The following is a 17,892-nucleotide window of genomic DNA, read 5'->3' on the forward strand; positions in this document are numbered from 1 at the left end:
TTCTGGCAGGGTTAAGCCCTCTTTAAGGGAATTGACCATGTATCTTCTACGTTATCTATCGAGTTATGCCAACAGGATGCTGCTAGCTTGCTGCTGTCTTGTTTCTTTATCTTCTTTTGCGGCGGAATCGACACCTGCCGATAATCTCACCCAGCTCAGGATAAGTGCGGAGCAACGAATAGCGAGCCACTTTTCTTCAGACTGGATGAATCATCAAAGTACGTCCCTGAGTCGCTGGCTGATTGGGGCGCCAACGCTGGAAATTTCCGCTCTGCAATCAAATCAGGCGATGGGCACTGATGAAATTGAAGTGCGGCTGGGTGTGCAGCTTCAGCGCCCTGACAACGTCGATTTATTCGACCAGATGGCTGACATGAGTGATGCCATTCTTAGTGCTCAACAGCAACAGCAGTCACTGCTTGTGTCGGGGCTGGTAAGACAGCGTAGCTGGGATGCGCTGCTGGCTCATCAGCGGGTTATTTCACTCAGAGATAAACGGGTCTGGCTGCAAAGACTCGGCAGCCAGCTTACACAACGATTTAATGCTGGTGAACTCTCCAGACTGGCTTATCTGCAGTGGCAACAGCAGCAACTTGACGTTGAGCAGGCATTACTCAGTGCCGAGGGGGAGTTAACCGCATCAATGCAGGCTTATTCTGAACTGACCGGGGCACAAAGCTTACCGGCAACGATAAACGAACAGCCGGTTGCCAATCTGGACATGGCCCTGAACGGGCACCCGGAATTTAAGTTGCTCAGTTTACAGCAAAAATATACCGCCGCGGCTTATGAGTACAGCCGGCAGTCACAGAATAACTGGGATGTTGCGCTGGTAGCCCGACGCTTACAAAGTGTGCTGGGAAATGAAAACCTGCTGGGCGTTGCAGTGGGGATCCCTTTGTCTGTTGAAGCCCCGGCTAATCCTCAGGATCTACAGGCCTGGCAACAAACTGATCAGGCTTTATCGCAAAGTCTGATGAATTTACGCCTCAGTCTGCAGCAACAGCTGCGATTACTGACGGCCCGCTTGGCATCCTTATCGGCGCAAATTGCCATAGCAGAGCAGCAGGTCGCTCTGGGTGAACAAATTGTCGAACAGCTCGAGCAGTTGAAGCAAAACAGTGAGCTTGAGCAAAGCAACTGGTTGCAATCGCTACTGGAGCAGCGAGACCGCACTTATGCGCTGGATCTACAGAAACTTTCTCAGCAACAACTGGTTGCACAAATTAATCAATTAGCAGGGCAAGTGCTATGAAGCTGTTTTTCTCTATTATGCTTTCACTCGTTTTGGTTGCTACCGCAGCAGCCGGGACACCTCGTATCAGTATCGAATCTTTGGGGCGCTTAACCGTTAAATTTGCTCAGCCACAGATTGTGCCTTCAGCCCCCCTGCAGACGGTTACCGGTGAAGTAAGTTACCTGCCAGGGAATGGTTATCAGCTTATTCTGCCTTTTCGGGTATTACAGCAACAGTACCTGGTTGCACCACAAAGCTTTATTACTGCCAACACTCCGTTAGTAAAGCTGACCGGCAGTGAGGTTCATCATTTTTATGAAATGCTGAGTGCGCAAAAAGCGATATTTGCGCAGGCTGAATCCCGTTATAAGCAAAATTTACCGTTGTTTAAAAAGCAGGCTATTAATCAACAGTCATGGCAGGCAATTGCCGACCATTACTACGCTTCCAAACTGGAGCTGGGCCATCTGCAACATGCTGAGGAATTGCTGCAAACTAACGGCAGTGAGGACTCCGCTTACCTGATTTCACCGGTAAACGGCTTCTTTAAGCCCAAAGGTGAACAACTGGACGGCGAAGCCTTTCTTTATGGCGAAGTGATTGAGCCTGACGCGCTGCGCATAAAAGTGCAGGTACCCTCCTCTGTTGCCGCGCAGATAACCGGTTTAGTCTCTGACGCCTGCCAGTTGCCGGTAGCCTATCGGGAACGGCTTGGCAACGGTCTGGTGTCACGCTTGTGGAGTTCGCCGCTGCCACAGCAAAGTGACTGCACCTTGTCTTTTGCTGAGGCGTTAAGTGTGACGCCGGTAAGCGATCAGACGGCGCTGAGCCTGCCTGCCAGCAGCGTGTATTTTCTTGACGGCCAGTATTATGTGCTGGTGAAACAAGGCGCTGAGCTTAATCCACTGGCGGTAAGCGTGATAGGTCGTTACGACGGTCAGCTGTTAGTTGCAGACAAGCAAATACTGCGTAATGCCGAGGTGCTCACGACTTCTGTCAGCGCGGTACAGGGAATACTTTTAGGTTTAGGTGGCGAATAGATGATTGCCCGTTGGATTCAGTTTTCTCTTAGCCAGCGCATTTTTGTGCTGGCAATATTTACGGTAGCCATTGCTGCCGGGGTGTCGGCATGGTTGAAGCTGCCGGTAGACGCGTTCCCGGATATTTCACCCACCCAGGTGAGTATCATCATTAAAGCGCCAGGGATGACCGCCGAAGAAATAGAGGCGCAAATCACGCAGCCACTGGAGACCGAATTACTCGGTATTCCCAACAAGGATATTCTGCGTTCTACCACTAAGTATGCGATTACGTCCATTACCCTGGATTTTATCGAAGGTACTGACATTTACTGGGCGCGCCAACAGGTAGCAGAGCGACTCAACAACCTGTGGAGTGAGTTGCCAGCGACTGTGGAAGGTGGCATTGCCCCCATGAGTACGCCGCTCAGTGAAATGTTTATGCTTACGCTGGAGAATCCTAATCTGTCGTTGATGGAAAGAAAGCACTTACTCGACTGGCAGGTCAGGCCCGCACTGCGCACCGTAGCTGGTGTGGCTGAGGTTAACGTGCTGGGCGGTTTCACCCGCACTGTGCAGTTTACGCCGGATATTCAGCGCATGTCGGCTATGGGACTTACCCTAACCGAGGTGGCCGAAACCCTGCGACGTTCTAACGTCAATGGCAGTATCGGACGGATTGAAGTGGGCAACGACACACTCATTGTGCGCAGCGAGGGGCGCTTCGCTCAACTGGAAGATGTTGCCCAACGTGTGGTGGCCATTGTTGATGGCAGCGCTATCAGACTCGGTGATATTGGCTTGCTTGAGGTGGGAAGTCTCGCCCGTTATGGTGGCGTAACCAAAGACGGTGAAGAAACCACCGAAGCGTTAATTGTGGCACTTAAAAACAGTAATACCGCTGAAGTTGTTGACGCCGTGCAGGACAAATTAGCCCAAATTAAACCAGGGTTGCCTGAAGGTACCGAGGTGAATGTATTCTATAACCGCAAAGCTTTGATAGATACGGCGGTTGGTACCATCACCAGCGCATTGGGGCAGGCCATAATAATCGTAGTGATCCTGCTGGCCGTGTTTCTGGGGCAGCTGGGAGCCTCTTTTGTGGTTGCCTGCGTGATTCCGGTAGCTGTACTGGTGACGTTTTATCTGATGAGTATGGCCAACCTGACGGCCAACCTGATGAGCCTTGGCGGATTGGTAATTGCCATTGGCATGCTGGTGGATGCCTCTGTGGTGGTAGTGGAAAATATCGTCTCGCAGTTATCCCGTGGTGTGCCGCTCCCTCGCTTGCATATTATTTACCGTGCAACCAAAGCGGTTGCTATGCCGGTGATTGCCGGTACCTTAATTGTGCTGGTGGTGTTTACGCCACTACTGACCCTAACCGGTCTGGAAGGTAAATTATTTAGCCCGGTAGCAAAGACCATCATGTTTGCCATGGCGGTGGCGCTGGTGAGTGCTTTTACCATTATTCCGGTTCTGGCGTCCTTTTTTGTTAGAAAAGCGCCGCCGCAGTTACCGGGTTATCTGCAAGCTTTGCAAGATGGCTTTGAAGGCGTGTTACGCAAGGCTATCACCGTACCAAAAACCATGTTCATCATTATGGTAGTTACCCTGATTCTTACCGTTGGTGCATTTACTCAACTGGGTAAAACCTTTATGCCAACGCTGGATGAAGGTGACCTCATTGTACAACTGGAAAAGTCCCCAACGCTCTCCTTATCGGCATCCCTGGCACTGGACAAGCAGATAGAAGAAGCCTTGTTGGCAGAGGTGCCGGAGATTATGCAAATTGTAGCGCGAACCGGTTCTGACGAGCTGGGTTTGGATCCCATGAGCCTGAACGAAACCGATGTGTTTATGCAACTGGCACCGGTGGATGAATGGCGCTTTGCTACCAAGGCTGAACTAGCTAACGCCATACGTGACGTACTTAAAACGTTTCCGGGCATTAATTATGGCTTTACCCAGCCTATTCAAATGCGGGTGTCAGAAATGCTTACCGGGAGCACGGGAATGGTGAGTATTAAGATTTTTGGTGATGATATCGTCACGCTTACCGATTTGGCCGGTGAGGTTGCCAGTGTAACGGAAAAAGTGCAGGGGGCTGTGGATGTTAATAAAACCCTGATGGAAGGCGGTGATTACCTGCGTATTCAGCCCAAAATGGCAGTGGCCCTGGCCTATGACATGTCGCTCGCTGAGTTATCTGATTACCTGCAGATGCAGGTTAACGGTGTTCAGGTAACAGAGATGATTAATGGCCGCATTGTAACTCCGGTGACTTTCTCTAATCAGCGAAGTGGCGTGGCATCGATCGGTAGTGATGCTGAGTTGGCTAACCTGTTGGTACAAATGCCGGATGGCACGTTACTGGCGTTGACTCAGGTGGCCGATCTGGAACGCGTGGAAGGGCCTGCTGTTATCGAGCGGGAGGATGCCTTGCGTTATGTAATGGTTAGCGCGAACGTAGAAAACCGTGACCTTGCTTCTTTTGTGGAGGAAGTTGCTGAACAGGTTGCTGCCACTGTGCAATTGCCAACGGGTTACACCGTAAGTTATGGCGGTGAATTTGAAAACCAAATCCGCGCGACCAATAACCTGTTGACCATTATCCCGGTGGTGTTGGGCGTTATCCTGATTATTTTGTTTACTCAGTTAAAAGAGCTGAAACTGGCGCTGCTGATTATCGGCAATATCCCCTTTGCTCTGGTGGGCGGGGTTTTTGCGCTCTGGCTTACCGGCGAATACCTCTCGGTGCCGGCGTCTGTAGGCTTTATCGCTTTGCTTGGGGTTGCCGTGTTAAATGGTGTGGTAATGCTGTCGCACTTTCAGTTACTGGCGAAATTATCCGGTGATTTTAAAGAACATATTATTCAGGGGGCAATCGACCGCTTACGCCCCATCCTGATGACGGCGACAACGGCCATTTTTGGTTTGATGCCGCTGGCCTTTGCCAGTGGTCCGGGGTCAGAGATTCAAAAGCCGCTGGCCATTGTGGTTATTGGCGGTTTACTGTCGTCGACCCTGGTGACATTAATAATCCTGCCTATACTGTATTTCACCATGGAGCGTAAACATCATGACTGATCGTTGTATCTTTAGCTGTTTTGTTGATCCTGAAACGGTTGATAACGTGCTTGATTGTTTATTGTGCCTGGAATATGTAAGTGGTTTTTCGACCCAAAAAATAGAGGGCTACAGTAAAGAGCACGCCTCGTATTCGGTGAGCGAGCAGGTGGCTGGCTACCGCTCGGTTTGTCGAATTGATATTCAGTTACTTGTCAGTGAAGTGGATGATTTAACGGTGGCGCTGGCTGAACTGGCGTTGCAGCATAAGATTCGTTACTGGGTAACACCTGCATTGGCGGTTGGAACAATTTAGCCTTATTGTCGATATATCTTAAGGTTTTCTTAAGGTTATATTAATAAACTTCGGCAAAATAATTATCTTTGGTGAGACGTGGACATTTCTTTTGTCATTCCGGCTAAAAACGAGCAGGGCAATATCCGGCCTTTGGTCACGGAAATTACGCAAAATGTACCCAATGGCATTACGTTTGAGATTATTTATGTCGATGATGGTAGTACCGATGGTACCCAGAACGAGTTACGCGGTCTGGCTCAGGAATTACCAGTATGTTTACGTGTGGTGGAGCATAATAGTTCCCAGGGGCAGTCGACGGCCATTATGACCGGCGTACGATACGCCCGTTATGAATGGATAGTAACCCTGGATGCTGATGGACAGAACGATCCGTCTGATATCCCGTCGTTTATTAATCTGGCTGCTCAACAGCCCATGGGCACCGACTTTTGTATTGCGGGCTATCGCAAAAACCGCAAAGACAACGCGTGGAAACGTTTGCAATCGCGTATTGCCAACCGCGTGCGCCAACGCCTGCTGCACGATGACACACCGGATACCGGCTGTGGATTAAAACTGATACCTCGCAGTACCTTTCTGGCACTGCCCTACTTTGATCATATGCATCGGTTTTTACCAGCGCTGGTTAAACGACTGGGTGGTCGTATTTTTGTGGTTGAGGTCAATCATCGTGATCGCCACTGCGGCGCATCCAATTACACCATGTTAAGCAGACTGGGCGTTGGCATAGTTGATTTGTTTGGGGTTATCTGGTTGTTGCGCCGGGCCAAATGTCCGCAGCCCCAGGAAGTGACGGACTATGAATAATAACGCCGGTAAAAATCGCCTGCTGACCAGTATTCGGGCGGCGGTAAAGCCATTGTTGGCTTGTGCCGTGATTGCGCTGATTTTTAAAGTGGCCAGCCTTGGCCATTACGCCGATCCGGTTGCCATAGAGCACTGGCTGAGAGTGCAGGGGCAATGGGGCTGGGTACTGTTACTGGTTTCAGGGATTACTCTGATGCTGGTGGGATTTCCTCGCCAAATCGTGGCATTTGTGGGTGGTGGTTTGCTGGGTGTATCCGCCGGAACGCTGATTGCTACCGCTATGGCGGCACTGGCCTGTGCCATTACTTTTATCCTCTCGCGTTATTTTTTGCAGGATTGGGTAAATCGCCGTTTTCCACGAGTGATCGCTAAATTGCATCCGCTGCTGGCCGCAAAGCCTTACAGCACAACGCTGGCAATTCGCTTGTTGCCGGTAGGCAGTAACGCCATTACTAATATTGTGGCCGGTGCCAGCACTATTCGTGGCCGCGCCTTTGTGAGCGCTTCTGCACTGGGTTATGTGCCGCAAATGCTGACGTTTGCCCTGATGGGGCAAGGCATGGAGCAAATGTCTTCATGGCAGATAAGCGTCAGTCTGAGTCTGCTGGTGTGCTCGGTATTACTGGGTGCCCATCTTTATCGCTGGTATCAGCAACAACCTGCCAATTCTGTTTCTGCACCTTAATTCGGAATGATTATGCTGCCTGATTTTAGTCGATATCAGCGTGCTGATATGATTTGGCTCGCTCTGATTACCTTTGCACTGCTGGCGTTGGGAATTGGTTTTCGCGCCCCCTGGCCTGCGGATGAGCCGCGTTTTGCTTTAATTGCCAAAGACATGGTTGAATCCGGGCAGTGGCTGTTTCCCATGCGGGGTAATGAACTATATCCGGATAAACCGCCGCTGTTTATGTGGTCCATCGCGGTATTTTATGCCCTGACGGGCTCTCTGTACGTTGCATTTTTGCTGCCATCTGCCATTGCCGGTACCGTAACCGTATTAGCGGTGTTTGATATTTGTCGGCGTTTGTGGGGGAGCCGTGAAGCCTGGTGGGCGGCTGGTTTGCTGCTCGCTAGTGTACAGTTTGTGCTGCAGGCAAAGAGTGCTCAGATCGATGCGAGCGTTTGCATGTGGGTGACGCTGGGTTGTTATGGCCTGTTGCGTGCTACGCTATGCCACAACGCACATGCTGGCTGGTGGCTGGCAGGATGCGTAGCCATGGGCCTTGGTATCATGACCAAAGGCGTGGGTTTTTTGCCTTTGCTGATGTTAGTGCCTTACGCTATTGCCTGCTGGCGCAAACGTCCCGAACAGTCGCTGCCGCAACAATATGGCTGGCTTTGGTGGCCGACCGGAATCGTAGTTATGTTGTTGGCCTTGTTGCTGTGGCTATGGCCGATGCTGAACGCCGTGGATAGTGCTATGGATCCCGCTTACAGTGCATACCGGGATAACATCATGATGAAGCAAACGGTGACACGTTATGCCAACTCATGGCATCACATTAAACCGTTTTGGTATTTTGTGGCAAGCGTTGTGCCCTGGGCCTGGCTGCCGTTGGTGGTGCTTATTCCGTGGCAGTGGCGTCACTGGAGCGCGGCGTGGAAGGCGAACGACGCCCGGATACTGATGCCACTGGGGTTTGTGCTTTTGGTGTTGTTATTTTTCAGCCTGAGTCCCGGCAAGCGCGGTGTGTATATTCTGCCTGCTTTACCCATGTTAGCCCTGGCCATGGCACCCGCTATGCCACATATCGCTGATAAAAAAGGGGTTTCACGTATTTTGTGGGCGTTACCGCTGTTGATTGGCCTGGGTTTGTTGGTAGTTGGCCTGTTAGGATTTGTTGATAAAGGGCCTTTGGCTAAAATGAATCTGCGGTACGCCATTGATGGCAGTGGTGTGGTTTTTGCCACAGGTGCTGCGGTGCTGCTTGCTTTGTTTATGCTGCGCCATCGCAGTGGATGGCAGGCATGGGGAATAACCATGCTGGTTGTCTGGTGCAGTTACAGCGTTGCTTTTGCCAGTTTGTTAAATCCGGTACGTACGCCGTCTTCGGTGTGGCAAAATATCGATTCGGCGGTGCCGGTGAATGCCGAAATAGCCTTACTTGATACTGGCGAACAATTTATGCTGTTTGCCCGCAGGCCGATTGTGCATTTTGGTTATCATACGCCGCCGGAAGCCGAAATGTATGCCGCCTGGAAGTGGCTTGAAGCTCATAAAGATGGTTATGTTTTGCTCCCTTCGACAAAACAATCGCCCTGTTTTGACCTGAGTAAGGGTCAGTCTGTGGGGACAGCTCATCGTGAAGATTGGTTGTTATTAGGCCCGCAAGCGATGCTGGGGCAATGTCAGCGGCCGGAATTTACCCCCGACACCTTCCGTTATGTGCCGATAAACCCATTGATCAAATAGACAAAAAGCCGATATTCTGACGACTGGTTATCGTTGTTTAGAGTATTGATTTATGTCGGAGCACGACCACTCTCATGGTCACAGCCACAATCATGCCCACGCTCACGAGCATGGGCATCACCATGGCCACCATCATCATCATCATGATATTGCCGAAAATAGGATCAGTTGGGCATTCTGGCTTAATTTTTCGTTCACCATTATTGAATTTATCGGCGGGTGGTTAACCAACAGTGTGGCCATTATGGCTGATGCGGTGCATGACCTGGGTGACTCTTTATCTATCGGTCTTGCCTGGTACCTTAACAAAGTGGGCAAGCGCGATGCCACGGAGCAATACTCCTATGGTTTTAAACGCCTGAGCTTACTGGGAGCACTCATTAATGGCTTAATTCTGGTGGTCGGCTCTGTATGGGTGCTAACCGAAGCTATCCCCAGGTTGTGGTCACCTGAAATGCCAGTAGCAGAGGGGATGATTGTGCTGGCAATACTGGGCATTGGTGCCAACGGATATGCAGCATATAAGCTTCACGGCGGAGAAACGCTGAACGAAAAGGTGCTTAACTGGCATTTACTGGAGGATTTACTGGGCTGGGTAGCGGTGCTGATTGTGGCGATTGTGCTGCAATTTGTCGACTGGCCAATACTGGATCCGTTGTTATCGGTGGTGTTTACCCTGTTTATTTTATTTAATGTGGTAAAGCACGTGATTCATACCGTAAAACTATTTTTGCAAGCTAATCCTGACAGCGATAAACAAATTGCTATTCGCAAGGCCCTGCTGGACCTTGAGCATGTTGAGGAAATGCATCATGTGCACTTCTGGTCGCTGGATGGTGCCAGCCATGTGTTAACGGCGCATCTGGTGCTCGATGAATCACTTGAAGTGCCCAGCCTGATCAACTTAAAGCAGCAGGTTGCCAGGGCTTTGGCACCGTTTAATCTTGAACATACCACTATCGAGTTTGAGATGCCTGGTGAGCACTGTCGGGATAAATAAACTGGACTTTTAAGAGGGCGGGACCGGTAAAGGCCCCGCTGTACTCGCCCGTTAATGTGCCGGACAGGTTAGCTCTGCATCTGTGTGGGTCAGACGAATATCAGAGATCCTGAACGTGGTTGGTGCGCCACTGGTCATCGCCAGCGGCACATAGATTTCCCGCAGGTTCAGGCCTTGTTCAACAAGGCATGACATGGGGATCACGACTTTTTGCCAGTCAGCGTTACCAGTGATGAAATCATTTAGTTTAAGTTTAGCTTTGCACCCTTCGCCGCATTCCATGGTAACGGATATGTCGGAAGGTGACTGCTGCTGAAAATCAAAGGCCAGCGCGCTGCCTGCCGAGCCAAAATCGAGTAAATCTTCCGGGAATGGCGAGAAAAAACGAATACTGTCGCCGGCATTACCAAAATCAATCTGTAACGTATCTTCCTGCACAAGCCGGTCCGCCGTGCGAATGTTTAACGTGTTAACCGATAGCGTGTTGCTGTTCATGGATTTTTGGCTGCCATTGCTAGTGGCTACTAAAGACCAGGGCTGCTGTACGCTTTGCTGGAACAGCAGGACATCGCCAGCAGAATTTAGCTGGCTGTTTACCGTTTCGTCGAGCATCCCCACTGAAGTTGTGTCGCCATAGGCTAAGCCGTAACCATATGGGAACAAAGGCTGCTTGCCATCGCCTTTGTTTACCGGATTCTGATAGGGATCGGCTGGCCACGAGAACGACAATTTGCCATGCATTGGGTAATTAACCGTACCGTCTGCCTTGCTAAACAATACATCGGCAACACCGCCGCCTTCTGAGCCGGGTAGCCAGGCCACAACAAACGCATCGGAGGCATTCAACTCTGGTGTGATCCACAGTGGACGGCCAGTAATAAACACCGAAACTACCGGGATCCCCTGTGCTTTTAATGATTTAAGCAAAGCTAAATCCTGTTTGGCGCCGCGCTGGTATTCGACATTGGCGATATCGCCATTGCCTTCCGCATAAGGCGTTTCGCCAAACACCACGATGGCCACATCGGGTTGGGTGGTGTACTGACCATTTTCACTTAGCTCTACACTGCCACCTGCGGCCCTGACGGTTTGCTCAATACCAGAGTAGATGGATGTAGCTCCCGGAAAATCACTGTTTTGATTACCTGTACCCTGCCAGGTAATCGTCCAGCCGCCAGATTGCTGACCGATATTATGGGCAGCATCGCCGGCTACCAGAACTCTTGCAGCTGGTTTGAGCGGCAGAATTTGCTGATTATTCTTAAGCATTACCAAAGACTTGCGTACCGCTTCGCGGGCTATATCCCGGTGTGCTTTAGCACCAATAACAGAGGTGTCGCCGGATAAACTGCGGTTAGCTGGCGAAGGAAGGTCAAACAAGCCTACCCGAATTTTTACCCGTAGTACGCGGCTGACCGCATCATCGAGACGCGCCATGGGGATTTCGCCGCTTTGCACCTGGGCAACCAGATTTTCAAATAAGGGCTTCCAGGTGGGAGTAGGCGCCATATAGACATCCAGCCCAGCCAGTAATGCCTGAGGGCAGTTGTCGTTGCTACAGCCTGGGATCTGGCCATGACCATTCCAATCGCCAACCACAAAACCGTCGAATCCCATCTTGTCTTTTAACACATCTGTTAGCAGGTATTTGCTGCCATGGATTTTCTCGCCATGCCAGCTATTAAAAGACGCCATTACAGATTGCGAACCGGCATTCAGGCCATGCACATAGCCCTGAGCGTGAATGTCGAACAGTTCTTTTTCACTGGCCAGATTATCGCCCTGATCATCACCCTTGTTGGTGCCGCCATCCCCAACAAAGTGCTTTACCGTTGAGATAACGTGCTGGTCATCAATATTGCCGTCACTGATGTCACCCTGCAAACCGGTAACAATAGCGCGGGCATAATCGCCGACGATAGCCGGGTCCTCAGAGTAACTTTCGTAGGTTCGTCCCCAGCGATCGTCGCGAACTACCGCTACGGTGGGTGCAAAAATCCAGTCTATTCCTGTGGCTCTGACTTCGCGGGCGGTTGCGGTGGCTATTTTCTCAACCAGTGCTGGGTCGCGCATTGCTCCCAGACCAATGTTATGAGGAAACAAGGTCGCACCAATAACATTGTTGTGACCATGCACGGCATCGGTGCCCCACATAGTGGGTATATTGCTGCCATCCAGGCTGTCATCTACCGATGCCTGATACATGGCCTCAGCCAGTGCTATCCATTCTTTCGGGGTTGCATGCTTGTTGGCGCCGGGAAAAGACCCACCGCCATTGAGGTATGAGCCAAAACCATAGCGGCGCATATCTTCTACTGTGACATCACGAATTTCTGGCTGAATAATTTGCGCGACCTTTTGTTCGATGGTCATCTGAGCCAACAGCGCCGTGACTTTCTTTTCGACTTCCTGCTGATCATTGATTGGCGATTGAATCTCCGGCCAAAAATCCGGCACAGATTTATGGCCGGTAACCTCTTTGGTTTGTGATGTGCTGCATGCTGTTAAAGTGAATAAGCTCACTGCAGCGGCTGCGACCGACAACGTAAACGATTTCATTATTATTCTCCGGATTAGTGCGCTGGCAGGCACCGTCGCATAGCATTAATTTATGCGTGAATGTTAATAATTTGTTGTGAGAGTATAAGAGGATTATCTAAAAATGCAAGCGCTTACATTTTTATGTAAACCAATGCTAGTGGTTCGAGATTTAAAGCGTGTTTGTTAGCCTGGAATGGCGTAATTTTAAGTGCTGAGCGGGAGGTTTATCGCGATGTTGAGTAATTGAAAGTAACTTCACTATTAATAATGAAAGCGTTTACAGTTTGGGGTTTAATTAATTTTATATCAGTATAAATGTTAATAATACAATATAATCAATATTTTATGTTTAAAGCTCGGAAGAATTTTAAATGATACGGTGATCAAAATAATTGTAAATAACTTGTATAAAAAATGAAAGCGCTTACAATCGAATTCGAAATGCGTTAAGTAAGGTAATGCTGACTCGCGTGTGGTTAGCTCACGGTTTGGCAAGTTAACATGACTAAGTTTTTTTCATTTAATTCTGTGCTCAGTCAGCCTGACTTTGTGATGGGCGTGGCAACTTCATCTTTTCAGATTGAAGGTGGGAGCGAGCATCGCGAGCCCTGTATCTGGGACACATTCTGTCGGGTTCCCGGGGCTATTAAAGATGGTTCTAATGGAATGCAGGCCTGTAACCATTATGACCTGTGGCAACAGGACATCGCACTTATCGACGAATTGGGCTTTGATGCTTATCGTTTTTCGGTGTGCTGGCCGCGTATCATCCGCGCCGATGGCAGTATTAATGAATCGGGTTTAGCCTTTTATCTTCAGATCCTTGATGAGCTTGAACGCCGCGGTCTTAAGGCTTATGTAACGCTTTATCACTGGGAGTTGCCGCAGTACCTTGAAGATAAAGGCGGTTGGCTTAACCGGCATACTGCCTATGCCTTTGCCGACTATGCTGGTGTTGTAGCCCGCGCTTTTGGTAATAAAGTAAGTGCTTACACAACGCTGAATGAACCCTATTGCAGCGCTTTTCTGGGCTACGAAATAGGAATACACGCGCCGGGTAAAATTGGTAAGCAGTACGGTAAAAAAGCCGCTCATCATTTGCTGTTAGCTCATGGTCTGGCAATGCAGGTTTTGCGTGAGGTTTGCCCTGATATACCCAGTGGGCTGGTGCTTAATTTTACCACCTATTATCCTGCATCCAAAAGCACAGAAGATAGCCAGGCAGCATTAAAAGCCAAGGCGCATTTTAGTGACTGGTACATAAAGCCCGCCTTAACCGGCCAGTATCCGGCGCTACTGGAAAATTTACCTGATGCTGAAAAACCGCTTATAGCCCCCGGTGATATGGCTATTATCGCCACGCCCATGGATTATCTGGGGGTGAATTATTACACCCGGGCATTGGTCAGAGCGCAACCCGGTGGTCACTTTGAGATCCTGCCGCCTGCTCCCGACGTAGAGATAACCGCGATGAACTGGGAAATTTATCCCGAAGGTTTATATGATTTACTGCTGCAGTTAAACCAGGAGTATGATTTACCGCCTCTTTTTATTACTGAGAATGGGATGGCGAGTGATGATGTGGTACAACAGGGGCAGATAAAAGACGTGGTCAGAGCGGATTACTTACAAAGCCACCTTGAAGCGGTTGCTAATGCAATCAACAAGGGCGTGGAGATTAAAGGGTATTTTGTGTGGAGTTTGCTCGATAATTTTGAATGGGCAGAAGGCTATTTAAAGCGATTTGGCATAGTTTACGTAGATTTTGCAACCCAGCAGCGCGTGCCAAAGCAAAGCGCGCTCATGCTACAAGACTGGCTGACGCAGCGCCACAAACCCCTGTAAGTTGTTCGGGAACAATATGATAAGTGTAAAAGAGAAAGTTGCCTACGGGCTCGGCGACACCGCAAGCAACTTTGTTTTTCAAACGGTTATGTTGTTTCTCACGTTTTATTACACTGACGTGGTTGGTCTTAATCCGGCCACGGTTGGCAGTCTGTTCTTACTGGTGCGACTGATTGATGCGGTCACCGACCCGCTTATGGGCGCTTTAGCAGACAAAACCCGCACCCGCTGGGGAGCTTACCGGCCTTACCTGTTATGGATGGCAATTCCCTTCGCAGTCATCAGCGTATTAGCCTTTACTACACCCGACACCAGCTACAACGGCAAGCTGGCTTATGCGATTGGCAGTTATGTGCTGTTAATGCTGATGTATACCGCGATTAATATTCCCTATTCTGCGCTGGGCGGGGTAATTACTGCTAATCCCCTGGAGCGTGTTTCTGTACAGTCGTACCGCTTTGTTTTTGCCATGCTGGGAGGCCTGCTGGTTTCGGTTTGTACCTTGCCTATGGTGAGCTGGTTTGGTGACGGTAACGATGCAAAAGGCTATCAGCACACCATGATGCTGATGGGGTTTCTGGGCATGATATTGTTTTTAATTTGTTTTGCCGGAACCAAGGAACGAGTGACGCCGTCGCCTGATTCACCGTGGCCGGTAAGGGAGCAGTTAAACGCTGTGTGGCAGAATGATCAATGCCGGATATTGTGTCTTATCAGCGTGATTTTGCTAACGGGCATCGTGTTACGGCATGCGCTGGCCATCTACTATGTAAAATATGTCATGCAGCGGCCGGATGATGTCACGTTGTTTGTGTCGTTGGCGATGGTTGGGGGAATTCTGGGCAGTGCGCTGGCTTATCCTCTGGCGCGACGCACCGACAAGGTAACCCTCTATAAAGTCCTTCAACTTGGCTGTGCCGGCGTGTGCGTAATTAACTTTTTGCTGCCTGCAGGCCAGTGGTACGCTGCTTTGTGTTTGCATTTTGTCTGGGGCTTTCTGTTACAAATGACCTCACCTCTGCTGTGGGCAAAAATGGGCGATGTGGCCGATTATGGTGAAGTTAAAACGGGTAAGCGGCTAACAGCTATTACCTTTTCCACTATTGTCTTTTTTATTAAGCTTGGTATTGCACTTGGCAGTGCAATGGCCGGGTGGTTGCTGGCGTTTTATGGTTACCAGGCCAACGTGATGGACGAACGGGTAAGTAACGGTATTACCCTGTCGTTTTGTTTACTACCTGCTGCTATGTCATTACTTGTAGTGTTGGTGATGCGCTGGTATAAGCTTGATAATCAAAAAGTAAACGAGGCGCATCAGGCCTTGAATCAAAACCGGCAACAATTAAACGGCACTGTATAGCATAGCGAACACACCATGGTTACCATTAAACAAGTCAGCGAAAAAGCGGGGGTTTCCTCTGCTACCGTTTCCAGGGTTATCAATAATCCAGACACGGTAAAAGAAAAAACCCGCGAGCTGGTAATGGCTGCGATGGCCGAATTAGGCTATCGGCATAACGTGGTGGCAGCGTCGTTAGCGTCAAATAAAACCCATACCATTGGTTATGTGGTTCCCGAGCTTCATGGCTCGTTTTTTGGTGCCATGATGGGAGGCACCGAACAGGCACTTCGCCAGGCTAAAAAGCACATGCTGATTGCCACTGGTCACTCTGATGCCGAGATCGAAAAAGAGCAGATCGACGCCTTACTCAGCCGCCGCTGTGACGCGCTTATCCTGCATGTTGAGGCAGTGAGTGATGATTATCTGGTAAACCTGGTTAAGCAGGGCGTTCAGTTGGTTGTGGTTAACCGCTTTATTGAGGCGATAGGCGAGCATTGTATTAGCCTTGATAATATCAAAGGCGGCTATCTGGCTACCCGTCATTTACTGGAAATAGGCCATACCAAAATTGCCTATGTTGCCGGTTCGCTGTTTAAGGACGATGGTAAGAACCGACTGCTCGGACATCAGCAAGCCCTGGCTGAGTGGGGTATCGGGTATGATGAAAACCTGACCTTTGAAGGTAACTTTCAGGCCCGTTCCGGTACCGAGGGGATTCGTACTCTGGTGGAACAAGGTGCCTCGTTTACCGCAGTGGCTTGTGCCAATGACGAAATGGCCTCTGGCGCTATGATTGCGCTGCGTGAATTGGGCCGCCGGGTACCCGAAGATGTCTCTGTGATTGGCTTCGATAACGTTGATTTTGCCAGTTACTTATCGCCGGGCTTAACCACTATTGATTACCCCGTGCAAAAAATTGGTCGCATGGCCGCGCATTGGGTACTAGAACAAGTTTATGGGCATGTCAGACATGATTTTGAGCATATCCTTGCCCCCCGCCTTATCCTTAGAGGTACGACCAGTAGTCCGCATTGATTTAGTTTCTGGATTATCTGCCGATTGTTTTTAGACTCTATATAACTATTTAACGTTGCTTTATCGGTTTACTTGATTTTTAGGGAGAAAATCTTTGTTTGTACTCAGTTCAACTTATGCCAGTGCTCAAAAAGAGGTGGCGGCATTACAAAGAGAAAATAACCGACTCACGCAACAACTTGAGTTACTCGAGGCTGAAAACCGGGTGCTTGCCGCTCAGGCGGCCGAATCTCAACAGTCTGGCAGCAATAGCTTTGACCTGACTGAAAATGTGCTGGACTCGTTAAACCAGGTTGAGGGTATCCGACAAACGGTGCAGACTTCATTTGAGAGTATTAGCCAGCAGGCTGATGAATTGTCGAATAATCAACGCTTGTTCACCGAATCCAGTGAGTCACTGAAGCAAATTGTAAGCGACATGACCGGCCTGAGTGCGATGATGAGCGCGATGAGTGAGAGTATCGAAGGGCTCTCGGAAACGGCTGATAATATCAATAAGTTTGTTACCACCATTACCAGCATTTCTGATCAAACCAACCTGTTGGCGCTTAATGCGGCGATAGAAGCTGCCCGTGCTGGTGATGCAGGACGGGGTTTCAGCGTGGTGGCTGATGAGGTGCGCTCGTTGGCTAACGAGACCAATAAGTCGGCCAGTGAAGTTTCTGAACTGGTTAAAAGTATCATTCAGTCAACGCAGGTAGCCGTGTCGTCGGTGGCGGATTTGCAGACCAATAATGCTCGCCTGGCCGAAGGTGTCAGCTCATTGGACGGCAACTACGCGCAAATGGTAGGGCATTGCGATTTAATGGAAAGTGCGATTCGTACAGCCAGTCTGCAAACCTTCGTGCAAACCGTAAAACTTGATCATGTGGTATGGAAATCAGAGGTTTATGCGGTGCTTAGTGGTCGTTCTTCTAAGTCAGTTAGCGATTTTGCCGACCATACCTCTTGTCGTCTGGGTAAGTGGTACAGCAAAAATGCCAGCACAGAGATGGGCAGACTGGATGCCTTTAAACGTCTCGATCGTCCTCACGCAGCAGTGCATAAGGCTGGGGTGAGTGCTATTGCAGCCAGTCAAAATGGCGATCTGGCACAGTGCAAGCATTTACTTACAGAGATGGAAGCTGCCAGTCAGGAAGTTACTACCCTGCTCGATAACATTTCTCATAACGGAAGCTTCTGAACGCTTCCTTATTTGAAATGGGCACTCCACGTCTTTATGCCGTTACTCATTATTCTGTGTACATTGTTAGTTTCTAACT

At 49.6% G+C, this 17,892-nt stretch carries 13 protein-coding genes; 12 read left to right on the top strand and 1 reads right to left on the bottom strand.

Annotation, left to right across the window (positions count from 1 at the left end):
• Positions 1-37: 37 nt before the first annotated feature.
• From BFC17_RS16195 to BFC17_RS16230, 8 genes are all read left to right on the top strand, one after another.
• Complete coding sequence (locus tag BFC17_RS16195) at positions 38-1,255, top strand: TolC family protein (protein WP_139142111.1); 1,218 nt, start codon at positions 38-40, stop codon at positions 1,253-1,255.
• Complete coding sequence (locus tag BFC17_RS16200) at positions 1,252-2,277, top strand: efflux RND transporter periplasmic adaptor subunit (protein WP_070177522.1); 1,026 nt, start codon at positions 1,252-1,254, stop codon at positions 2,275-2,277. Before BFC17_RS16195 ends, BFC17_RS16200 begins: the two co-directional genes overlap by 4 nt.
• On the top strand, positions 2,278-5,346 hold the full coding sequence (locus BFC17_RS16205) for an efflux RND transporter permease subunit (RefSeq protein WP_070177523.1): 3,069 nt from the start codon (positions 2,278-2,280) through the stop codon (positions 5,344-5,346).
• Positions 5,339-5,641, top strand: coding sequence for a DUF3240 family protein (locus BFC17_RS16210; protein ID WP_070177524.1), 303 nt, complete (start codon positions 5,339-5,341; stop codon positions 5,639-5,641). Before BFC17_RS16205 ends, BFC17_RS16210 begins: the two co-directional genes overlap by 8 nt.
• A 78-nt stretch (positions 5,642-5,719) precedes the next feature.
• A complete protein-coding gene (locus tag BFC17_RS16215) occupies positions 5,720-6,451 on the top strand; it encodes a glycosyltransferase family 2 protein (RefSeq protein ID WP_070177525.1) in 732 nt (243 codons plus the stop codon).
• A complete protein-coding gene (locus BFC17_RS16220) occupies positions 6,444-7,136 on the top strand; it encodes a TVP38/TMEM64 family protein (RefSeq protein ID WP_070177526.1) in 693 nt (230 codons plus the stop codon). The genes BFC17_RS16215 and BFC17_RS16220 overlap by 8 nt, the downstream gene beginning before the upstream one ends.
• A gap of 12 nt (positions 7,137-7,148) precedes the next feature.
• Positions 7,149-8,867 (top strand): ArnT family glycosyltransferase, encoded by a 1,719-nt coding sequence (locus BFC17_RS16225; RefSeq protein WP_175439585.1) that lies wholly within the window; start codon positions 7,149-7,151, stop codon positions 8,865-8,867.
• A 52-nt stretch (positions 8,868-8,919) separates the two neighbouring features.
• A complete protein-coding gene (locus tag BFC17_RS16230) occupies positions 8,920-9,867 on the top strand; it encodes a cation diffusion facilitator family transporter (RefSeq protein WP_070177528.1) in 948 nt (315 codons plus the stop codon).
• A gap of 51 nt (positions 9,868-9,918) precedes the next feature.
• Here the strand turns inward: BFC17_RS16230 and BFC17_RS16235 are convergent, their stop codons facing one another.
• Positions 9,919-12,426, bottom strand: a complete 2,508-nt coding sequence (locus tag BFC17_RS16235) for a glycoside hydrolase family 3 protein (RefSeq protein WP_070177529.1) — start codon at positions 12,424-12,426, stop codon at positions 9,919-9,921.
• Positions 12,427-12,909: 483 nt separating this feature from the next.
• Between BFC17_RS16235 and BFC17_RS16240 the strand changes: the two genes are divergently transcribed.
• The 4 genes from BFC17_RS16240 (at position 12,910) to BFC17_RS16255 (ending at position 17,813) form a co-directional block, all read left to right on the top strand.
• Entirely contained in the window at positions 12,910-14,253 is a 1,344-nt protein-coding gene (locus BFC17_RS16240; RefSeq protein WP_070177530.1) for a GH1 family beta-glucosidase, read from the top strand.
• 16 nt (positions 14,254-14,269) lie between these two features.
• Positions 14,270-15,613 (top strand): glycoside-pentoside-hexuronide (GPH):cation symporter, encoded by a 1,344-nt coding sequence (locus tag BFC17_RS16245; protein WP_070177531.1) that lies wholly within the window; start codon positions 14,270-14,272, stop codon positions 15,611-15,613.
• A gap of 15 nt (positions 15,614-15,628) precedes the next feature.
• Complete coding sequence (locus BFC17_RS16250; protein ID WP_070177532.1) at positions 15,629-16,630, top strand: LacI family DNA-binding transcriptional regulator; 1,002 nt, start codon at positions 15,629-15,631, stop codon at positions 16,628-16,630.
• A 94-nt stretch (positions 16,631-16,724) separates the two neighbouring features.
• Complete coding sequence (locus BFC17_RS16255; protein ID WP_070177533.1) at positions 16,725-17,813, top strand: methyl-accepting chemotaxis protein; 1,089 nt, start codon at positions 16,725-16,727, stop codon at positions 17,811-17,813.
• Positions 17,814-17,892: the final 79 nt, after the last annotated feature.

This window comes from Marisediminitalea lipolytica, from assembly GCF_001758465.1.
GTDB lineage: Bacteria > Pseudomonadota > Gammaproteobacteria > Enterobacterales > Alteromonadaceae > Alteromonas > Alteromonas lipolytica.

Excerpts from the sequence above, each read along its gene's own strand:
- BFC17_RS16230 (WP_070177528.1), top strand. The coding sequence starts at position 8,920 with ATGTCGGAGCACGACCACTCTCATGGTCACAGCCACAATCATGCCCAC.
- BFC17_RS16225 (WP_175439585.1), top strand. The coding sequence starts at position 7,149 with ATGCTGCCTGATTTTAGTCGATATCAGCGTGCTGATATGATTTGGCTC.
- BFC17_RS16220 (WP_070177526.1), top strand. The coding sequence starts at position 6,444 with ATGAATAATAACGCCGGTAAAAATCGCCTGCTGACCAGTATTCGGGCG.
- BFC17_RS16195 (WP_139142111.1), top strand. The coding sequence starts at position 38 with ATGTATCTTCTACGTTATCTATCGAGTTATGCCAACAGGATGCTGCTA.
- BFC17_RS16210 (WP_070177524.1), top strand. The coding sequence starts at position 5,339 with ATGACTGATCGTTGTATCTTTAGCTGTTTTGTTGATCCTGAAACGGTT.
- BFC17_RS16245 (WP_070177531.1), top strand. The coding sequence starts at position 14,270 with ATGATAAGTGTAAAAGAGAAAGTTGCCTACGGGCTCGGCGACACCGCA.
- BFC17_RS16250 (WP_070177532.1), top strand. The coding sequence starts at position 15,629 with ATGGTTACCATTAAACAAGTCAGCGAAAAAGCGGGGGTTTCCTCTGCT.
- BFC17_RS16240 (WP_070177530.1), top strand. The coding sequence starts at position 12,910 with ATGACTAAGTTTTTTTCATTTAATTCTGTGCTCAGTCAGCCTGACTTT.
- BFC17_RS16205 (WP_070177523.1), top strand. The coding sequence starts at position 2,278 with ATGATTGCCCGTTGGATTCAGTTTTCTCTTAGCCAGCGCATTTTTGTG.
- BFC17_RS16200 (WP_070177522.1), top strand. The coding sequence starts at position 1,252 with ATGAAGCTGTTTTTCTCTATTATGCTTTCACTCGTTTTGGTTGCTACC.
- BFC17_RS16235 (WP_070177529.1), bottom strand. The coding sequence starts at position 12,426 with ATGAAATCGTTTACGTTGTCGGTCGCAGCCGCTGCAGTGAGCTTATTC.